The 15084-nt window shown below is 60.1% G+C and carries 19 protein-coding genes; 6 read left to right on the forward strand and 13 right to left on the reverse strand.

Annotated features, from left to right (window positions below):
- Positions 1 to 22 precede the first annotated feature (22 nt).
- From RTCIAT899_RS14500 to RTCIAT899_RS14510, 3 genes are read left to right on the forward strand one after another with little or no spacing between them, the layout of a single operon-like run.
- Positions 23 to 1243, forward strand: a complete 1221-nt coding sequence (locus RTCIAT899_RS14500; protein WP_015340987.1) for an NAD-dependent epimerase/dehydratase family protein — start codon at positions 23 to 25, stop codon at positions 1241 to 1243.
- Positions 1243 to 2106 carry a glycosyltransferase gene (locus RTCIAT899_RS14505; RefSeq protein WP_051043279.1) on the forward strand — a complete coding sequence of 288 codons (864 nt, stop codon included), beginning with the start codon at positions 1243 to 1245 and terminating at the stop codon, positions 2104 to 2106. The genes RTCIAT899_RS14500 and RTCIAT899_RS14505 overlap by 1 nt, the downstream gene beginning before the upstream one ends.
- A complete protein-coding gene (locus tag RTCIAT899_RS14510) occupies positions 2103 to 3053 on the forward strand; it encodes an NAD-dependent epimerase/dehydratase family protein (RefSeq protein ID WP_015340989.1) in 951 nt (316 codons plus the stop codon). Before RTCIAT899_RS14505 ends, RTCIAT899_RS14510 begins: the two co-directional genes overlap by 4 nt.
- Here the strand turns inward: RTCIAT899_RS14510 and RTCIAT899_RS14515 are convergent.
- The 8 genes from RTCIAT899_RS14515 to ruvC all read right to left on the reverse strand — a co-directional run bounded on the left by RTCIAT899_RS14515 (position 2998) and on the right by ruvC (position 8039).
- Positions 2998 to 3561: a DinB family protein gene (locus RTCIAT899_RS14515; RefSeq protein WP_041677651.1), complete on the reverse strand. Its 564-nt coding sequence runs from the start codon at positions 3559 to 3561 to the stop codon at positions 2998 to 3000. The genes RTCIAT899_RS14510 and RTCIAT899_RS14515 overlap by 56 nt on opposite strands.
- 9 nt (positions 3562 to 3570) lie before the next feature.
- On the reverse strand, positions 3571 to 4080 hold the full coding sequence (locus RTCIAT899_RS14520) for an NUDIX hydrolase (protein ID WP_184462042.1): 510 nt from the start codon (positions 4078 to 4080) through the stop codon (positions 3571 to 3573).
- A gap of 6 nt (positions 4081 to 4086) precedes the next feature.
- On the reverse strand, positions 4087 to 4989 hold the full coding sequence (locus RTCIAT899_RS14525) for a metallophosphoesterase (RefSeq protein WP_015340991.1): 903 nt from the start codon (positions 4987 to 4989) through the stop codon (positions 4087 to 4089).
- The gene (ruvB, locus tag RTCIAT899_RS14530; RefSeq protein ID WP_015340992.1) at positions 4990 to 6030 is read right to left on the reverse strand and encodes a Holliday junction branch migration DNA helicase RuvB; all 1041 of its coding nucleotides are present in this window, start codon (positions 6028 to 6030) and stop codon (positions 4990 to 4992) included.
- A 153-nt stretch (positions 6031 to 6183) separates the two neighbouring features.
- Positions 6184 to 6798: a Holliday junction branch migration protein RuvA gene (gene ruvA, locus RTCIAT899_RS14535; RefSeq protein WP_015340993.1), complete on the reverse strand. Its 615-nt coding sequence runs from the start codon at positions 6796 to 6798 to the stop codon at positions 6184 to 6186.
- A 12-nt stretch (positions 6799 to 6810) separates the two neighbouring features.
- Complete coding sequence (locus tag RTCIAT899_RS14540) at positions 6811 to 7230, reverse strand: type II toxin-antitoxin system VapC family toxin (protein ID WP_015340994.1); 420 nt, start codon at positions 7228 to 7230, stop codon at positions 6811 to 6813.
- Positions 7208 to 7471: an AbrB/MazE/SpoVT family DNA-binding domain-containing protein gene (locus tag RTCIAT899_RS14545; RefSeq protein ID WP_015340995.1), complete on the reverse strand. Its 264-nt coding sequence runs from the start codon at positions 7469 to 7471 to the stop codon at positions 7208 to 7210. Before RTCIAT899_RS14545 ends, RTCIAT899_RS14540 begins: the two co-directional genes overlap by 23 nt.
- Positions 7472 to 7526: 55 nt before the next feature.
- Positions 7527 to 8039: a crossover junction endodeoxyribonuclease RuvC gene (ruvC, locus tag RTCIAT899_RS14550; RefSeq protein WP_015340996.1), complete on the reverse strand. Its 513-nt coding sequence runs from the start codon at positions 8037 to 8039 to the stop codon at positions 7527 to 7529.
- A gap of 190 nt (positions 8040 to 8229) precedes the next feature.
- On the opposite strand from ruvC, the gene RTCIAT899_RS14555 reads away from it, so the two are divergent.
- Positions 8230 to 9228, forward strand: a complete 999-nt coding sequence (locus tag RTCIAT899_RS14555; RefSeq protein ID WP_015340997.1) for an LLM class flavin-dependent oxidoreductase — start codon at positions 8230 to 8232, stop codon at positions 9226 to 9228.
- A gap of 70 nt (positions 9229 to 9298) precedes the next feature.
- Here the strand turns inward: RTCIAT899_RS14555 and RTCIAT899_RS14560 are convergent, their stop codons facing one another.
- From RTCIAT899_RS14560 to RTCIAT899_RS14570, 3 genes are all read right to left on the reverse strand, one after another.
- Positions 9299 to 9736, reverse strand: coding sequence for a DoxX family protein (locus RTCIAT899_RS14560; protein ID WP_015340998.1), 438 nt, complete (start codon positions 9734 to 9736; stop codon positions 9299 to 9301).
- Between the two features lie 104 nt (positions 9737 to 9840).
- Positions 9841 to 10302 (reverse strand): tetratricopeptide repeat protein, encoded by a 462-nt coding sequence (locus tag RTCIAT899_RS14565; protein WP_015340999.1) that lies wholly within the window; start codon positions 10300 to 10302, stop codon positions 9841 to 9843.
- 25 nt (positions 10303 to 10327) lie between these two features.
- A complete protein-coding gene (locus RTCIAT899_RS14570; protein WP_015341000.1) occupies positions 10328 to 11302 on the reverse strand; it encodes an MBL fold metallo-hydrolase in 975 nt (324 codons plus the stop codon).
- A 344-nt stretch (positions 11303 to 11646) separates the two neighbouring features.
- On the opposite strand from RTCIAT899_RS14570, the gene RTCIAT899_RS14575 reads away from it, so the two are divergent.
- Positions 11647 to 12402, forward strand: coding sequence for a sigma-70 family RNA polymerase sigma factor (locus RTCIAT899_RS14575; RefSeq protein ID WP_015341001.1), 756 nt, complete (start codon positions 11647 to 11649; stop codon positions 12400 to 12402).
- Complete coding sequence (locus tag RTCIAT899_RS14580) at positions 12399 to 13202, forward strand: anti-sigma factor family protein (RefSeq protein WP_015341002.1); 804 nt, start codon at positions 12399 to 12401, stop codon at positions 13200 to 13202. Before RTCIAT899_RS14575 ends, RTCIAT899_RS14580 begins: the two co-directional genes overlap by 4 nt.
- Before the next feature lie 54 nt (positions 13203 to 13256).
- Here RTCIAT899_RS14580 and RTCIAT899_RS14585 read toward each other — a convergent pair whose 3' ends face one another.
- Both RTCIAT899_RS14585 and RTCIAT899_RS14590 read right to left on the reverse strand, forming a co-directional pair.
- Entirely contained in the window at positions 13257 to 14003 is a 747-nt protein-coding gene (locus RTCIAT899_RS14585) for a YebC/PmpR family DNA-binding transcriptional regulator (protein WP_041677652.1), read from the reverse strand.
- A 113-nt stretch (positions 14004 to 14116) separates the two neighbouring features.
- Entirely contained in the window at positions 14117 to 14971 is an 855-nt protein-coding gene (locus tag RTCIAT899_RS14590) for an MBL fold metallo-hydrolase (protein ID WP_015341004.1), read from the reverse strand.
- Positions 14972 to 15084: the final 113 nt, after the last annotated feature.

Genomic DNA, 15084 nt, shown 5'->3' on the forward strand with positions numbered 1-15084 from the left:
ATCGGCATAGAAGGAAGATCCTATGAAAATTGCGGTTATGGGCGGTGACGGATTCATTGGTTGGCCAACCTCGCTTCACCTCTCCGACGCCGGTCATGAGATCCATATCCTCGACAATCTCTCCCGCCGCTGGATCGATACCGAGCTAGGCGTGCAGTCGCTGACGCCGATGGATTCCATCCAGGAACGCACCCGGATATGGCACGCCGAAACCGGCCGTCGCATCCATTTCCACCTGATCGATCTCGCCAGGGACTATGAGCTTCTGAAAAAATGGCTGTCCGAGCATCGCCCCGATGCCATCGTCCATTTCGCCGAGCAGCGCGCCGCCCCCTATTCGATGAAGAGCGACCGCCACAAGAACTACACGGTCAACAACAACGTCAACGCCACGCACAACCTCCTGAACGCGCTGGTAGACCTCAATCTCGACGCGCATCTCGTGCATCTCGGCACGATGGGCGTCTATGGCTATTCGACGATCGGCGCTGCCATCCCCGAGGGCTATCTGCCCGTCGGCATCGAGACGACCGATGGCCGTACGGCGAGCCAGGAGATTCTTTACCCCGCCAATCCCGGCTCGATCTATCACATGACGAAGTGCCTCGATCAGCTGCTCTTTCAATTCTATGCCAAGAATGACGGGCTGAGGATCACCGACCTGCATCAGGGCATCGTCTGGGGCACGCATACTGAGCAGACGCGCCGGCACGAGCAGCTGATCAACCGGTTCGATTATGACGGCGACTATGGCACGGTGCTCAACCGCTTCCTCATCCAGGCGGCGATCGGCTATCCCTTGACCGTGCACGGCACCGGTGGCCAGACCCGCGCCTTCATCCATATCCAGGATTCGGTGCGCTGCATCGAGTTGGCGCTGAAGAACCCGCCCGCTCGCGGCGCCCGCGTCGAAATCTTCAACCAGATGACGGAAACGCATCGCGTGCGCGATCTTGCCGATATGATCGCCAAGATGAGCGGTGCGGAAGTCGTGCGCCTGCCCAATCCGCGCAAGGAAGCGCCCGAAAACGACCTGATCGTCAAGAACGAGAAATTCCTCGATCTCGGCCTGGCGCCGATCACGCTCGAAGCCGGCCTGCTTAGCGAAATCGTCGATGTCGCCAGGAAATATGCCTATCGCGTCGATCGGTCGCGCATCCCCGCCGTCTCAGCCTGGACCAAGGACCTCGCCGCGACGGTCAACCATGATCCCGAGGGTAAGAGGCTGAAGTCCGTGTCATGATGCCGGGAAGCGAACTGCTGCAGGGTCTGCGTGCACAGAGCCGGCCGCGTGCCGGGCAGGCATTCGTGACGCTCGTCACGAATGCCGATTACGCCATGGGCGCACTGGCGCTGGCGCGTTCGATCGTCCACAGCGGCACCAAAGCCGATATCGTCGTGCTGCATACGGAAGGGGTTGGTGAAAACGACCTTGCCCCATTGGCAGCGCTCGACTGCCGGCTGGTGGAAGTTGAGCATCTTCCGCTTTCGGATGCCTTCAATGAGCGGCATGCCCGCGGCAATCTTCACACAGCGGCTCCCTTCACCAAGGGCCGCAAGCCCTCCTTCCACACGCCGCTCGACAATTTCTGCAAGCTCAGGCTCTGGCAGCTGATCGAATACGACACCTGCGTCTTCATCGATGCGGATGCGCTGGTGCTGCGCAACGTCGATAGGCTCTTCGATTACCCTGAATTTTCGGCAGCACCGAACGTCTACGAGAGCCTTGCCGATTTCCACCGGCTGAATTCCGGCGTCTTCGTCGCCAAGCCGTCGCTTGCGACTTTTCGGCACATGCTGGAACGGCTCGATTGCCCCGACGTCTTCTGGCGGCGCACCGACCAGACCTTTCTCGAGGCCTTTTTCCCGGATTGGCACGGGCTGCCCGTCTTTATGAACATGCTGCAATATGTATGGTTCAGCATGCCCGAGCTCTGGAACTGGAACAGCGTCTCGATCCTGCATTACCAGTATGAGAAGCCCTGGGAGCAAAATCACCCAAAGGCCGAACAGCTGAAGCCATTGATCGAGCTATGGCATAGCTTCCATTCCGGTCAGAACATGCCCGATATTGCCACGCTCGCAAATCCGAAAGCGGCGGCATGAAAGTACTGATTTCAGGCGGAGCGGGTCTCGTCGGCCGATATATCGCCGAGGAGTTGCTATCGGCCGGATACAAGGTTGTGATCGGCGGTCGCAGCCCGCCTCCATTAGGCTTTTTTTCGCATCCGGTCTCCTTCGTTCCTTTGAGCCTCGATCCGGCAGAAAATCAAAGCCGCGCTTTCGACGACGCCTATCTCTTCGTGCACGCGGCCTTCAACCATGTCGCCGCCAAGTATCGCGGTGGCGAGGGCGAAGATCCGGAAAGCTTTCGCCGTCTCAATCTCAACGGGACGGTCAAGCTGTTCGAGACGGCGAAAAAGGCCGGCATCCGTCGCTGCATCTTTCTGTCCTCGCGCGCCGTCTACGGCGATGGCATCGTCGGACAGGAACTGACCGAGGCGAGTACGAAGCCGAACACACTCTATGGTGAAATCAAACGTGATGCCGAGCACGCGCTGTTCTCTCTGTCCACGCCTGGCTTTGCCACCGCGAGCCTCAGGGCAACCGGCGTTTATGGCGACCTTCGCCCCAATAAATGGGATGACCTGTTCGACGACTATCTAAGCGGCAAGCCAGTTCCGTCGCGCGCCGGAACCGAAGTTCACGGCCGGGACGTCGGCCGTGCGGTTCGTCTTCTGCTGGAAACGGAAGCCGGCCGTATAGACGGTGAAGCCTTCAACCTGTCGGATATTCTCACCGACACGCACGAGATTCTTAGCCATCTACAGAGCGCGACAGGCTGTCCGCACGCGCTGCCGCAGCCTGCGGAGCTCGGCGCGGTCTCTGTCATGGATACGGCGAAAATCCGTGCGCTTGGATGGCAAGCTGGCGGAACCTCCCTGCTCAAGCAAACGATAGAGACACTGGCTAAATCGGCGCCTCGACAAGCCGGTTTCAGCGCATCAGCTTCGTCTCGTCCCAATCGAGCACTGCCAATTCCTCGCCTCTGAAACGCGCATCGTCGGAAACGATGAACTCGTCGAGCTGCGGCGGCGCGACGCTGGTTCCGGCCAGTATGGCATGCACCTGCCCGCGATGATGCGTCTGATGCTGGAACAGATGGTTTAGCACATCGTCCGCCCTCTCCCGCTGGATGCGGCCGTAGCGTTGGATATCGATGATCCGCATCGCGGTTTCCGGCGTCAGCCCCTCACAAAAAGCGACCAGCCTGCGATCGACGTCGGCCTGCTCCCGGCTCAACCCGTCCAGCCGGTCATAAGGCTCGTCGATGTCAAAGGCTTTGAGGCCCAGAGTGCCGCCTTCCAGCGCATCGACGTAGAACCAATCGACCGTCAGGATATGATTGAGCGTTGCCTTGATCGACGGAAAGAAGCTGACACGCTTGGCCTCGAATTCGCCCGGCAGCAGAGCCGCACAAGCCCGATGAAGCCGGACATTCGCCAAGGCATTGTTATAGGCGAGCTTGCGAAAGCTGCGAACCGGATCGAAAGCGGACATAAGCCTCCCCTAAGCCTTGTCGAGATCCCCATCCCGCCAGACGAGATGACGAAACGTCAGCGGCAGGTTTTCGATTTCCTCGGCGATGAAATAGGGCGGGATGTCGAGCGCAACCAGCGCCTCGCGCGTCGCTCGCACCCATTTGAATTCCAGATCGTTGTCGCCATCCTGGATTCGATGCACGATCTTCGCGGGGTCGAAGGGAAAGTCGGCAGGGATATTCATCAGATAGTAGAGGCCGAGCTCGTGCCAGTCGAGCTGCTCGTAATGGAAAAAATTCTCGACCGACCACAGCAGGCGCCCGACCGTAACGTTAACGCCGAGCTCCTCCATCATCTCCCGCTGCAATGTCTCGTCCGAGGTCTCGCCGATCTCCGCGCGACCGCCGGGAAAAGTCCAGAAAGGCTCATGTACGGCTCGATGCACCAGGACATGGCCGTCGCGAAAGCCGAGGCCTGCGACGCGCATCTGGAAGCGTGTTCGGTAGGCATTCAATCTGATGAGTTTGCGCTTCGGCATGATCCTCTATCCCAGGTCGATTACCAGAATCTCCGGCGGAACGCCGAAGCGTACTGGCGCGATAGAGCAGCCGAGGCCGCCCGACACAATGATATGGCGTTCCTCCTCGACGATATGACCGTAGACATACCGGTCGCCGTAGCGCGAAGGTGAATAGGGCGACCAGCCGAAAATCCTCACCTGCCCGCCATGCGTATGCCCCGACAAAGTGAGCGACACGCGCTGGGGAACGGCAGGAAAGATATCGGGCTCATGGGCCATGAGGATGACTGGTGCGTCGTCACCGATCTGCGCCAGCGTGCCGCCGAGATCGTCAAGCCCCTTGGTAAGCGGCCTCTTCCAGCGCATGCTGCGACGCAGGGCCAGCTGATCCTCGACGCCGGCAAGCCAGAAGCCTTGTCCATTCTTCTCCAGACGCGCCACTCGGTTGGAATAGACTTCGATGCCGACAGCTTCCAATGCCCGATGGCTGAACGTCGGGCCACGGCCAGTCCTTTGGGCGGTCGCGTCGTGCCACCAGTCGTGATTGCCGATGATGGCGTGGACGCCGAGCGGCGCCTTCAGCTTCGCCAATTCAGCCGCCCAGATGCGATGATCGACACGGTTGGTAATGAGATCGGTTCCCGATGTGTAATCGCCGAGCAGCACGATGATGTCGCCACCAAGCTCATTGGCATGGGCACAGATCGATGCGATGCGCTCGGCATTCATCCACGGCTCACAGGCATGGAAATCGGCAAGCGCGACGATCCTGAGCTTCAGCCCAGGCGCCCATCCTGGCGGTGTCAGCGCGTAGCGGGTAACATTCAGCCGAACGACCGGCTCGTATCCGAGGGCATATCCCCCGAGTGCCATCAAACCGAATATGCTGCCGCCGAAAAGCTTCAGGAAGGCACGACGGCCAAGCATTCAATCGCCCTCCCGGAACAACCCGAACTGCGCGGCCTCCAGGTCTTTGGGCGGCTGCAGGCCGAGATGTTTCCAGGCGATCGCGGTCAAAACACGGCCGCGCGGCGTACGCTGAATGAAGCCCTGCTGGATCATATAGGGCTCGATAATATCCTCGATCGCGTCGCGCGGCTCGGAAAGGCCAGCGGCGATGGTCTCGATACCGACAGGGCCGCCGCCGAAATTGACTGCGATCATGTTGAGATAGCGCTTGTCGAGCTGATCGAAGCCGACATTGTCGACGAGAAGCCGTGTCAGTGCCTCGTCGGCAATCTCGCGCGTCACCGCTTCGACCTTGGCGACCTCAGCGAAATCGCGCACGCGCCGCAGCAGTCGGCCAGCGATGCGTGGCGTGCCGCGGGCGCGTCTTGCAATCTCGCGCGCGCCTTCATCGGTCATACCAAGACCCATCAGCCTCGCACCACGCCGGACGATCAGCTCCAGCTCTTCGACTGTATAAAAACTTAGACGTACCGGAATACCGAAACGGTCGCGCAGCGGTGTCGTCAGCAGGCCGAGACGGGTCGTGGCCGCGACCAGAGTGAACTTGGCGAGATCGATCTTCACCGAACGCGCCGCCGGGCCTTCGCCGATGATCAGATCGAGCTGGAAATCCTCCATGGCCGGATAGAGGATTTCCTCGACAGCCGGATTCAAACGGTGGATTTCGTCGATGAAGAGCACGTCGCGCTCTTCGAGATTGGTGAGCAGCGCCGCAAGATCGCCCGCCTTGGCGATGACCGGGCCGGACGTCGAGCGAAAATTGACGCCGAGTTCCTTCGCCATGATCTGCGCCAATGTCGTCTTGCCGAGGCCGGGCGGACCGACGAACAGCACATGATCCAGCGCCTCGCCGCGCCCCTTGGCCGCCTCGATGAAGACCTTCAGATTGGCGCGCGCTTCCGCCTGGCCGGTAAATTCGTCCAGCGATTGCGGCCTGAGCGTCGCATCGATGTCTTCGCCCCGCTTTTCCGGCGATATCAGACGTGCGGCTTCACTCATGTCAGAGGTTCCATTCCCGGTATGCGTTTTGCGGCTCCTGCGCCGACGGCGTTATCACATCCACCGCCTCAAGAATACTTTGTGACGAAGGAGTGCCGAGGCCCGATTTCTCAGCTTTGCGACAATAGTCAGGATTGCGAAAGGTGCAAAGCCTCACCGCGCGAGTTCCTTGAGGCCGAGCCGGATCAGCTTGGCGCTATCGGCGCCCTCGCCGGCCGCCTTCATCGCCGCGGCGATGGCATTGGCCGCCTGATCGCGGGAATAGCCGAGATTGGTCAGCGCCGAAACGGCATCGGCCACGGGTGCTGCAGCAACGCCTTCGCCCAGTTCCTGCTTGAGCGCGATATTGGCCGCGTCGCCGGCAAAAGCCGGCGCCTTGTTCTTCAGTTCCGTCACGATGCGCATGGCGACCTTGGGGCCGACACCCGGCGCCCGCGAGACGGCGGCGCGATCCTGCAGGGCGATCGCATTGGCAAGCTCGGCGGGCGTCAGCGTCGACAGCAGCGCCAGCGCCACCTTCGCACCGACACCCTGAACCGTCTGCACGATGTTGAACCATTCGCGCTCCAGCGCCGTCATGAAGCCGAAGAGCCGGATCTGGTCTTCACGAACATAGGTCTCGATGAAAAGAATACAGGCCTCGCCAACCGAACCGAGCTTCGACAGCGTCCGAGCCGAACAATAGGCGACGTAGCAGACGCCGTGCACATCCACGAGCACATAGTCCTCGCCGATCTCTTCGATTGTGCCTTTCAGCTTGCCGATCATGGATGATGTCCGTCAGGGATGGGTTTCTGGGGTGATGAGGTCGAGCGAGGGAAAGTAGGAGCGATAGCGCGAGGCATCGCGCGTCAGCAGCCTATGCCTTCGCCATTCGGCATGGGCACCGATTAGGAAATCCGGAAGTGTTCTTTCCCGTTGTCCTCCGGCAAGCCGATAGAGGCGATGCGCTTTTCCGGCTCGAAACGCCGCCTCGAAAGGTATGGCCTCGCGCTTCATATCGAGCCAGGACAAAGCGATCGTCAATTCCTCTTCACTCAAAGAAGAGGCAGCGAGTTCTGACCACACCACCGGACTGATGACGAGATCGCCTTCACTGACACATTGTTTCAAGAGTTTGGCCGACCATTGCCTTTGAACTGAAGCCGGGCCGAGGATATCGATGAAAATGTTGGTATCAATGAGGGTCGATGTCGTCACGCGGCCCTCTCAGAAACTCCATAAATTCGTCCGTTGTCATGCCACCAAGGTCAATGGTGCCCCTGACGCGCTCGAGCCAATCGTCGAAATCGCGAATGGCTGGATCCGACGCTTCCCCGATTTTGACGAGCATAGCGCCGCCGCCGGAAGCGATGAAATCAACCTCCGAACCTGGGACAATGCCCAGCCTGTCTCGAATTTCCTTCGGGATGGTCACCTGACCTTTTTCCGTCACGCGCATAGTAATACCTCTTCAGTAATACTTAGCGATCCACCGGGAACAAGTCAAGAACAAACTATCCTGCCAATGCTGCCTGCCGCAGCCGGCTGGCACCGCGGTTATGGGCATGACAGACGGCAATGGCGAGCGCATCGGCTGCATCATTGCCCTTGAATTCCACCTTCGGCATCAGGATTTTCAGCATCATATGGATCTGCTGTTTCTCGCCATGACCGACGCCGATCACGGCCTTCTTGACCGCATTCGGTGCATATTCCGACACTGGCAGGCCGGCGCGTGCCGGCACCAGCATGACGACGCCGCGCGCCTGGCCGAGCTTCAAAGTCGCAACAGCATCCTTGTTGACGAAGGTCTGTTCGACGGCGGCCTCATCCGGCTTGTAGCTGTGGACGACGTCAGCGAGCCCGTCATGCAGTTGGCAAAGGCGGGATGCGAGATCCATATCGCCATCCGAAGTCACCGTTCCCGACGCCACGAAGCGCAGGGAATTGCCAAGCGTATCGATGATACCCCAGCCGGTGCGGCGCAGGCCTGGATCGATGCCGATGATGCGAATCGTATTCTGCATAAGCCAACCTATCTTTCAGGCCCGACATGTGCCAGAAAAATGTGAACAAAACAAAAACAAGGCACGGATTGCGGTTGCCAAAGCCGCGCTGAAAACATCGTGACGAAATTACGGCGATGGGTTTGGAATAGGCGGACAGCGCTCCTACATGTGCAAGCAACCCTCCCTTCCACCACGCAGGTTTCTTGCCATGGTCCCCTTTTCCATCCTCGATCTTTCGCCCGTTGCCGAAGGCAGCACCATCAGCCAATCCTTCGAGAGTTCGAAGTGCATGGCGCAGAAGGCGGAAGAACTGGGCTACAACCGATTCTGGCTTGCCGAGCATCACGGCATGCCGGGTGTCGCCAGCGCCGCGACATCGGTCGTCATCGGCCATGTCGGCGCGGCAACCTCACGCATCCGCATCGGTTCGGGCGGCGTCATGCTGCCGAACCACTCGCCGCTGGTCATTGCCGAGCAATTCGGCACGCTGGAGGCGCTGTTTCCCGGCCGCGTCGATCTCGGCCTCGGCCGCGCCCCGGGCACCGACATGCGTACGGCGCAGGCCCTGCGGCGCAATATAGATGCCGGCGCGCAGAGCTTTCCGCAGGATATCGTCGAACTGCAGCACCTCTTCAGCCCCGCGGACGACAATCAGATCATCCTCGCCGTTCCCGGCCATGGCGCCAATATCCCTATCTGGCTGCTCGGCTCCAGCCTCTACAGCGCCCACCTCGCCGCTATGCTGGGCTTGCCCTATGCTTTCGCTTCGCATTTCGCCCCGGAAGCCTTGATGGATGCCATCGCCATCTATCGCGAGCGTTTCACGCCTTCGGCCACGCTCGACAAGCCCTATGTCATGGTCGGCGTGATGGGAGCGGTGGCGGAGACGGATGAAGAAGCGCAGTATCACTTCACCTCCGCACAGCAGCAATTCGTCAATCTCCGCCGTAACGTGCGCGGCCCCTTCCCGCGCCCGCGCCGCGACATGGACGATTTCTGGACGCCGATGGAAAAGCTGAATGTGGAAAATACGCTGCGCTATGCCGTAGTCGGTTCGCCGGCAACAGCGGAGGCGAAGCTTTCGCAATTCATCAAGGATACGGAAGCCGATGAAGTCATCATATCGATGCCGATTCATGACATCGAGGCACGCCTGAAGTCGGTGGAACTCTTCGCGACGCTTCCAAGCTTCAAGAAAGTCTCCTGACTTTCGAAAGCGAACGGTCTAATCCGGTGAGCCGATCCAGCCCGTACGGCTCACCGGGCGACCGGCGGGCTCAAGCCACGAGCCTCGTATTCCAGTGACGCCGGATGAGCATGTCGAGCGACAGCTTGCCGGCGCCTGCGACGATCAGCGCGAACATGCCGCCTGCGATCGCCAGGTCCTTTTCGAAATGCAGCAATTCGTTGTGGCTGGCGAAGTTGGTGTGAAAGAGCAGCGCCGTCAGCACGCAGAACAGGCCAAGGCCAAATGCCGCCAGCCGAGTCATCAGCCCGAACGCGATGGCGAAGCCGGCGCCAAGCTGTAGCACGATGGTGGCAATGGCGATGGGAGCCGAAACGCCAAGCCTCGCCATGGCCGCCAATGTGGTGTCGAGATTGCCGGCAAGTTCGATGCCTTCTTCCAGAAAGAGCAGCGATAGCAGCAGGCGGCCGAACAGCAATGCCATATCGGCCATATTCACAAGAACGGCATTCTCCTCTTCGAATTCCATGACCTTTCTCCTTCCCATCGATATTCGTGCGGCTTCCGATCCTGTCCGGCGGCATCCCTCGACATGAACGAGCGAAATGCCGCCGGATCGATTGCGGCCGGACTTTAGTCGGTTCCCCTAGCGGCGATTGCCTTGGTCAGGTCCTCAAGCTCCTCGCATCCCGCCGGGCAGAGCTTGGTGAGTACTGCCAGCTGTTCGCGGGCCTTGGGCATATCGTCGGTCTCGACATAGAGTTCGCCGAGATATTCGTGCGCGCCCTTGTGATCCGGCTGCAGTTCCAGCGCCTTGGTGTAGTAGGTGAGCGACGTCTTGAAGTCGCCGGTCTTGCGCAGGGTGAACCCCATCAGATTGTAGACATCGGCCTGCTGGTGCTCCTCGGCAATATCGCGAAGCTCGGCGAGTGCGCCGGCATAGTCCTTCGCATCGATCTTGGTACGCACGGAGGTCAGGTCCGGCGCATCGGTCGATTCCATATTGTCGACGGCGAAGGCGAGGCCTGCTGTGGCAATGGGCAGGATGGCGGCAGCGCAGAGGCCGGCGATCCCGAAAATGGCATGTCTGAACATGGTATTTGCTCCTGTTTTTGGCCGCTCAGGCCTGGGTGGTGGGGGTGAAACCGTAGGCGTTGCCGTCCTTGACGAAGGTGCCGGAGCCCGGGAATGGGAAATGCGAGCCGCAGATCCTGATCTTGTCGGCAATGATGCGATCGATCAGCCTGCGGCGGGTGGCGACAGCCATCGGGCCATCCTGGTCATAGGCGCCTTGCCATTCCGGATGGGGTGCGAGCAGCGCCGGCACATACATGATGTCGGCCGAGACCATCAGCTGCTCGCTGCCGCCATCGATGAGGAAGACCGAATGACCCGGCGTATGGCCATAGGCAGCCAGCATGTGCACGCCGGGGACCACTTCCGCGTTATCCTCGACCAGCTTCCAGTTCTTCCATGTCGGGAAGACCGAGGCGATGCGCCGGCCGGCTTCCTTGCGACCCTCCGCCAGCTTGTCGACACGGCCGGGGTCGGTCCACCACTTGTATTCCGCCGCATTGACGACCAACTCGGCATTCGGAAAGACGGCCGCATTGGTTCCCTTTTCCATCAGGCCCCAGACATGGTCCGGGTGGAAATGCGAGATCATGACCGTGTCGATCTTCTTGTAGTCGATACCGGCCGCCGCCATGTTGGCCGGCAGATGCGTGGCGTTGGTCTGCCATTGCCCGACACCCGAGCCGGCATCCATCATGATCTTGCGCCCGCCGATATCGAGAACGACGACCGTCAGCGGAATGGGCATGAAATCCGTCGTCAGACCAGCCTTGGAAAGCGCTTCCTTGGTGTCTTCGACGGAAGCATTCTTGATGAAGGCCGGATCGTGCGGTTTGCGCCAGATGCCGTCATAGATCGCCGTGACCTCGACCGACCCGACCTTGTATTTGTAAAAGCCGACCGTCGGCTCCAGCGGGGTGGCGGCAAAGGCTTGCGGGATGAATTCGAGCTTCGACGACAGCCCGAAGGCTGCCGCAGCTGCGGCCGTGCCGAGCACGGCGCGGCGGGTCATATCAAACATCGCAATATCTCCTCAGGGGTTATGGCTTTTCGGGCCAGGTGGAGGTCGCAAGCGATTCCGGCCATCCACTGAGGAAGAAGATCGACGGTGATGAGCGCTTATTCCCCAACGCGCGAAGATTTCTCACAAGTCATTGAGATATATGGCATTATTTTAACCGACATGGATTGAAGCGGTGGAGCCGCCGACGGCCGCATCCGGGATCTGCAATTTTTTGCATCCGATCGGGAATAAAATCCGCGCAGGCGCGATCTAGTATCGCAGGCAACATTGCAAGCACCGTATCCGAGGCTTACAGTCGGCATCGGCGTTTTGCGGGGATCATGATGACAGACGCCCGATTTATGACTTCGATGACGCTTGGCGACGAGTTCCGGACATGGAGCTGGCGCCCGCCGCAAGACACCGCGATTGGCAAGCTGGGGTGGCTTCTAAGCCGCCTACGCGCCTTCCTTGCTGGACCGAAAACGATCAAACACGCCGTCCTCGCAGCGACGGCAGAGCCATCGTCGCATGCCGCGTCTTCAAAGCGCGCGATCGCCTTGCCCGACGAGACTATGCGCCGCTTCCAGCAAACGATCATCCCGCATCTGGACGCCGCCTATAATTTCGCGCGCTTCCTGAGCCGCGATGCCGATGCCGCTGAAGATATCGTGCAGGAGGCATATCTGCGTGCCTATCGCGGTTTTGGCGGCTTTCGCGATGGCGATGCCCGCGCCTGGACCTTCACCATCGTCCGCAACTGCTATCATGCCTGGCTGCAGGAGGGCCGGCGCAAGACGCGCTACGAGCAGCCTATGACCAACGAAAGGGATTCGGATGAAGGCTCGCCCTCCCCCGATCCCGCCTCCGAGGAGGATACGCCGGAGGCGGCCTTCATGCGCAAGTCGGAAACGCAGCGCGTGCGCGAGGTCATCAACAGGCTGCCCGATGCCATGCGCGAGGTCCTGGTCCTGCGCGAACTCGAGGATCTCTCCTACAAGGAAATCGCCGAGATCATCGATGCGCCGATCGGCACCGTCATGTCGCGCCTCGCCCGCGCCCGCCGTGATTTTGGCGAAGTCTGGCGCAGCCTCGAAGGAAAAGGGGCGGTACGATGAGCGGCGCTGAAGAGAATGATCACGGTGAATGGAACGATCTGCTGCACGGCTTCATTGACGGCGAGCTGGACGCAGCCAACGCGGCTCGTTTCGAGGCGCATCTGGCGACCTGCCGGGACTGCGCCGGCGAGATGGAGAATGCCCTGATGGTCAAGCGTCTTTCCGCACGCGAAGGCGTCAAATGGCAGGCGCCTGATACCGTCCATGCCCGCGTGCAGGCGGCACTGACGCTGGAGCAATCCATGATGAGGCGCGCAACCACGGCTGCGAGCCAAACGGAGAGCCCGTGGCAGCACGTGTGGCGATTGGTTCGCGAATGGAGTTTCGTGCCCTCGCTTGCCGTCCTTGCGGCAAGCCTCATGCTGGTACTGAACGTGCCGCAGCAGAGCCAGACGATCGAGGATCAGCTTCTCGCAAGCCATGTGCGCTCGATGCTCGCCGATCACCTCACCGACGTGCTGACCGCAGACCAGCACACGGTCAAACCATGGTTCAACGGCAAGATCGATTTCTCCCCGCCCGTAGTCGATCTGGCAGCCCAGGGCTTCCCTCTCGTCGGCGGCAGGGTGGATTATCTCGATGGCCGGGTGGTGGTGGCGCTGATCTATCGCCGGCACGGCCATGTCATCAATCTCTTCGTCTGGCCGGGCGCTGCGGGAGCCAAAACCAATGCCGAGAAGGAGGGCTATAATTTCGTCGAATGGCATGCCGACGGGCTGGTCTTTTGGGCTGTCTCCGATGTCGCCGCACCGGATCTCGCCACCTTCCGCGACGATTTTATCCGTGCGACAGCCCCATAACGCAAAAAGCCGGCCGCATCGCTGCAGCCGGCTTTTCTGAATGATCGAAAGGGATCAGGCCGAGAGCTTGGCCATGACTTCGTCCGAAACTTCGAAGTTCGAATAGACGTTCTGAACGTCGTCATCGTCTTCAAGGTTTTCGATGAGCTTCATCAGCGACTGGGCCTTTTCTTCGTCGACCGGCACGTTGTTCTGCGCGCGCCAGATCGCCTTCACGGTTTCGGCTTCGCCGAGCGTCGCTTCGAGCGCCTTGGCGACTTCGCCGAGAGATTCGAAGGCGCAGATGATCACATGGCCTTCTTCATCGCTTTCGACGTCATCGGCACCGGCTTCGATCGCCGCTTCCATGACCTTGTCGGCATCGCCGGCGGAAGGCTTGTAGGTGATTTCGCCGACGTGATCGAAGGAGAAGGACACCGAACCGGTTTCGCCAAGCGCACCGCCGGCCTTCGTGAAGATCGAGCGAACGTTGGATGCCGTGCGGTTGCGGTTATCGGTCAGCGCTTCGACGATGATCGCCGTGCCGCCCGGACCGTAGCCCTCGTAACGGATCGCATCGTAATTCTCGGTATCGGCACCGGAAGCCTTCTTGATGGCACGGTCGATATTGTCCTTCGGCATCGACTGCGCCTTGGCGTTCTGGATCGCCAGACGCAGGCTCGCGTTCATGGTCGGGTCGGGCAGGCCCGATTTGGCAGCGACCGTGATTTCGCGCGCCAGCTTCGAGAACATTTTCGAACGCACCGAGTCCTGACGACCCTTGCGGTGCATGATGTTTTTAAACTGTGAATGGCCAGCCATGGCACCCCTGTTCACGTCTTTTGTTGGGAATGGCCGCCTTATAAGAGCGAAGCGGCCCTCATTCAAGTAAAAAGCCGGATAATGGGGATGGAGAACGGTCGCGATCGAGATGGTCACAGTCCCTTGAGCACATAGATCAGCGGCTTGCGCGGCAAGGTCTTCACCGACACCGTGACGCTCGGTGTCGGCGCATAGGCGACGTCGAAGTCGGGACCGAACAAGGCGAGAAACTGATCGACTGGCGGCCCCCAGCGGTGCATGGGCAGGATGAGTGACGAGCGCAGCCTTTTCACCACACGGCTCATGCTGTCCGCCCCCATGGTCAGGCCGCCGTCGACCGGCACCATCACGACATCGAGGCGACCGATCTCGGCATATTGCTGGTCGGTGAGCTCGAAATGCAAATGACCCAGATGTCCGATGCAAAGACCCGCTACCTCGAAGATGAAGATCGAATTGCCGTTGGCTTCGATGCCGCCACCCCAGGAGCGAATATCGGTGACGACATTGCGGATCAGCGTATCTCCCACAGTCATGCGGATCTTTGCCGGCTCCCCGGGCACGTCGCTCCATCCATGCAGCACATATTTGATCGCCGGGTCCGGCGTCAGCGTGTAGTGGCTCGGATGCGCCTTGTTCATCGTGACGACCTCGGGCGTATAGGGCGGCGAGTAGGCGCCGCTGTAATCCGTGGCGATGGAAACGCCGCCGGGCGTTTCAATGAAGAGCGTTGCGTGACCGAGGAACGTGATCTTCACGTCGCCGTTGATGGGGCCATCGACGGGATCATTGGCAAGCGTCGGACCAGGAGGAGAAAAGCTGGCGAATGTTGCCTTGGGCAGGGATTGCGCGATCGCCTGGCATTGGCTTGGTTGCGGACGAGAAGGCTTTTGCTGGGCGTCAGCCGCGCCCAAGCCAAGGAACATTATCAGGAAGAACACGGCAAGGACAGGAAATCGCGGCATCATGCCACCCCTCAAGCCTGATAGTGACGAGAGGATGCGGCACGATCCGAAACAGGTCCAGCGACATTCAGGCACGATTGCTCACAATCGCGTCATCATATGCCGATGATGAATTA

Origin of the sequence: Rhizobium tropici CIAT 899 (assembly GCF_000330885.1) — a bacterium.
In the GTDB taxonomy this organism is placed as follows: domain Bacteria; phylum Pseudomonadota; class Alphaproteobacteria; order Rhizobiales; family Rhizobiaceae; genus Rhizobium; species Rhizobium tropici.

Coding starts and splice junctions, on each gene's coding strand:
- ruvA (WP_015340993.1), bottom strand. CDS start 6,798: ATGATCGGCAAGCTGAAAGGCACAATCGAAGAGATCGGCGAGGACTAT.
- RTCIAT899_RS14500 (WP_015340987.1), top strand. CDS start 23: ATGAAAATTGCGGTTATGGGCGGTGACGGATTCATTGGTTGGCCAACC.
- RTCIAT899_RS14510 (WP_015340989.1), top strand. CDS start 2,103: ATGAAAGTACTGATTTCAGGCGGAGCGGGTCTCGTCGGCCGATATATC.
- RTCIAT899_RS14545 (WP_015340995.1), bottom strand. CDS start 7,471: ATGCGCGTGACGGAAAAAGGTCAGGTGACCATCCCGAAGGAAATTCGA.
- RTCIAT899_RS14525 (WP_015340991.1), bottom strand. CDS start 4,989: ATGCTTGGCCGTCGTGCCTTCCTGAAGCTTTTCGGCGGCAGCATATTC.
- RTCIAT899_RS14565 (WP_015340999.1), bottom strand. CDS start 10,302: ATGTTCAGACATGCCATTTTCGGGATCGCCGGCCTCTGCGCTGCCGCC.
- RTCIAT899_RS14585 (WP_041677652.1), bottom strand. CDS start 14,003: ATGGCTGGCCATTCACAGTTTAAAAACATCATGCACCGCAAGGGTCGT.
- RTCIAT899_RS14575 (WP_015341001.1), top strand. CDS start 11,647: ATGACTTCGATGACGCTTGGCGACGAGTTCCGGACATGGAGCTGGCGC.
- RTCIAT899_RS14505 (WP_051043279.1), top strand. CDS start 1,243: ATGCCGGGAAGCGAACTGCTGCAGGGTCTGCGTGCACAGAGCCGGCCG.
- RTCIAT899_RS14560 (WP_015340998.1), bottom strand. CDS start 9,736: ATGGAATTCGAAGAGGAGAATGCCGTTCTTGTGAATATGGCCGATATG.
- RTCIAT899_RS14570 (WP_015341000.1), bottom strand. CDS start 11,302: ATGTTTGATATGACCCGCCGCGCCGTGCTCGGCACGGCCGCAGCTGCG.
- RTCIAT899_RS14580 (WP_015341002.1), top strand. CDS start 12,399: ATGAGCGGCGCTGAAGAGAATGATCACGGTGAATGGAACGATCTGCTG.
- RTCIAT899_RS14590 (WP_015341004.1), bottom strand. CDS start 14,971: ATGATGCCGCGATTTCCTGTCCTTGCCGTGTTCTTCCTGATAATGTTC.
- ruvC (WP_015340996.1), bottom strand. CDS start 8,039: ATGCAGAATACGATTCGCATCATCGGCATCGATCCAGGCCTGCGCCGC.
- RTCIAT899_RS14520 (WP_184462042.1), bottom strand. CDS start 4,080: ATGCCGAAGCGCAAACTCATCAGATTGAATGCCTACCGAACACGCTTC.
- ruvB (WP_015340992.1), bottom strand. CDS start 6,030: ATGAGTGAAGCCGCACGTCTGATATCGCCGGAAAAGCGGGGCGAAGAC.
- RTCIAT899_RS14515 (WP_041677651.1), bottom strand. CDS start 3,561: ATGTCCGCTTTCGATCCGGTTCGCAGCTTTCGCAAGCTCGCCTATAAC.
- RTCIAT899_RS14555 (WP_015340997.1), top strand. CDS start 8,230: ATGGTCCCCTTTTCCATCCTCGATCTTTCGCCCGTTGCCGAAGGCAGC.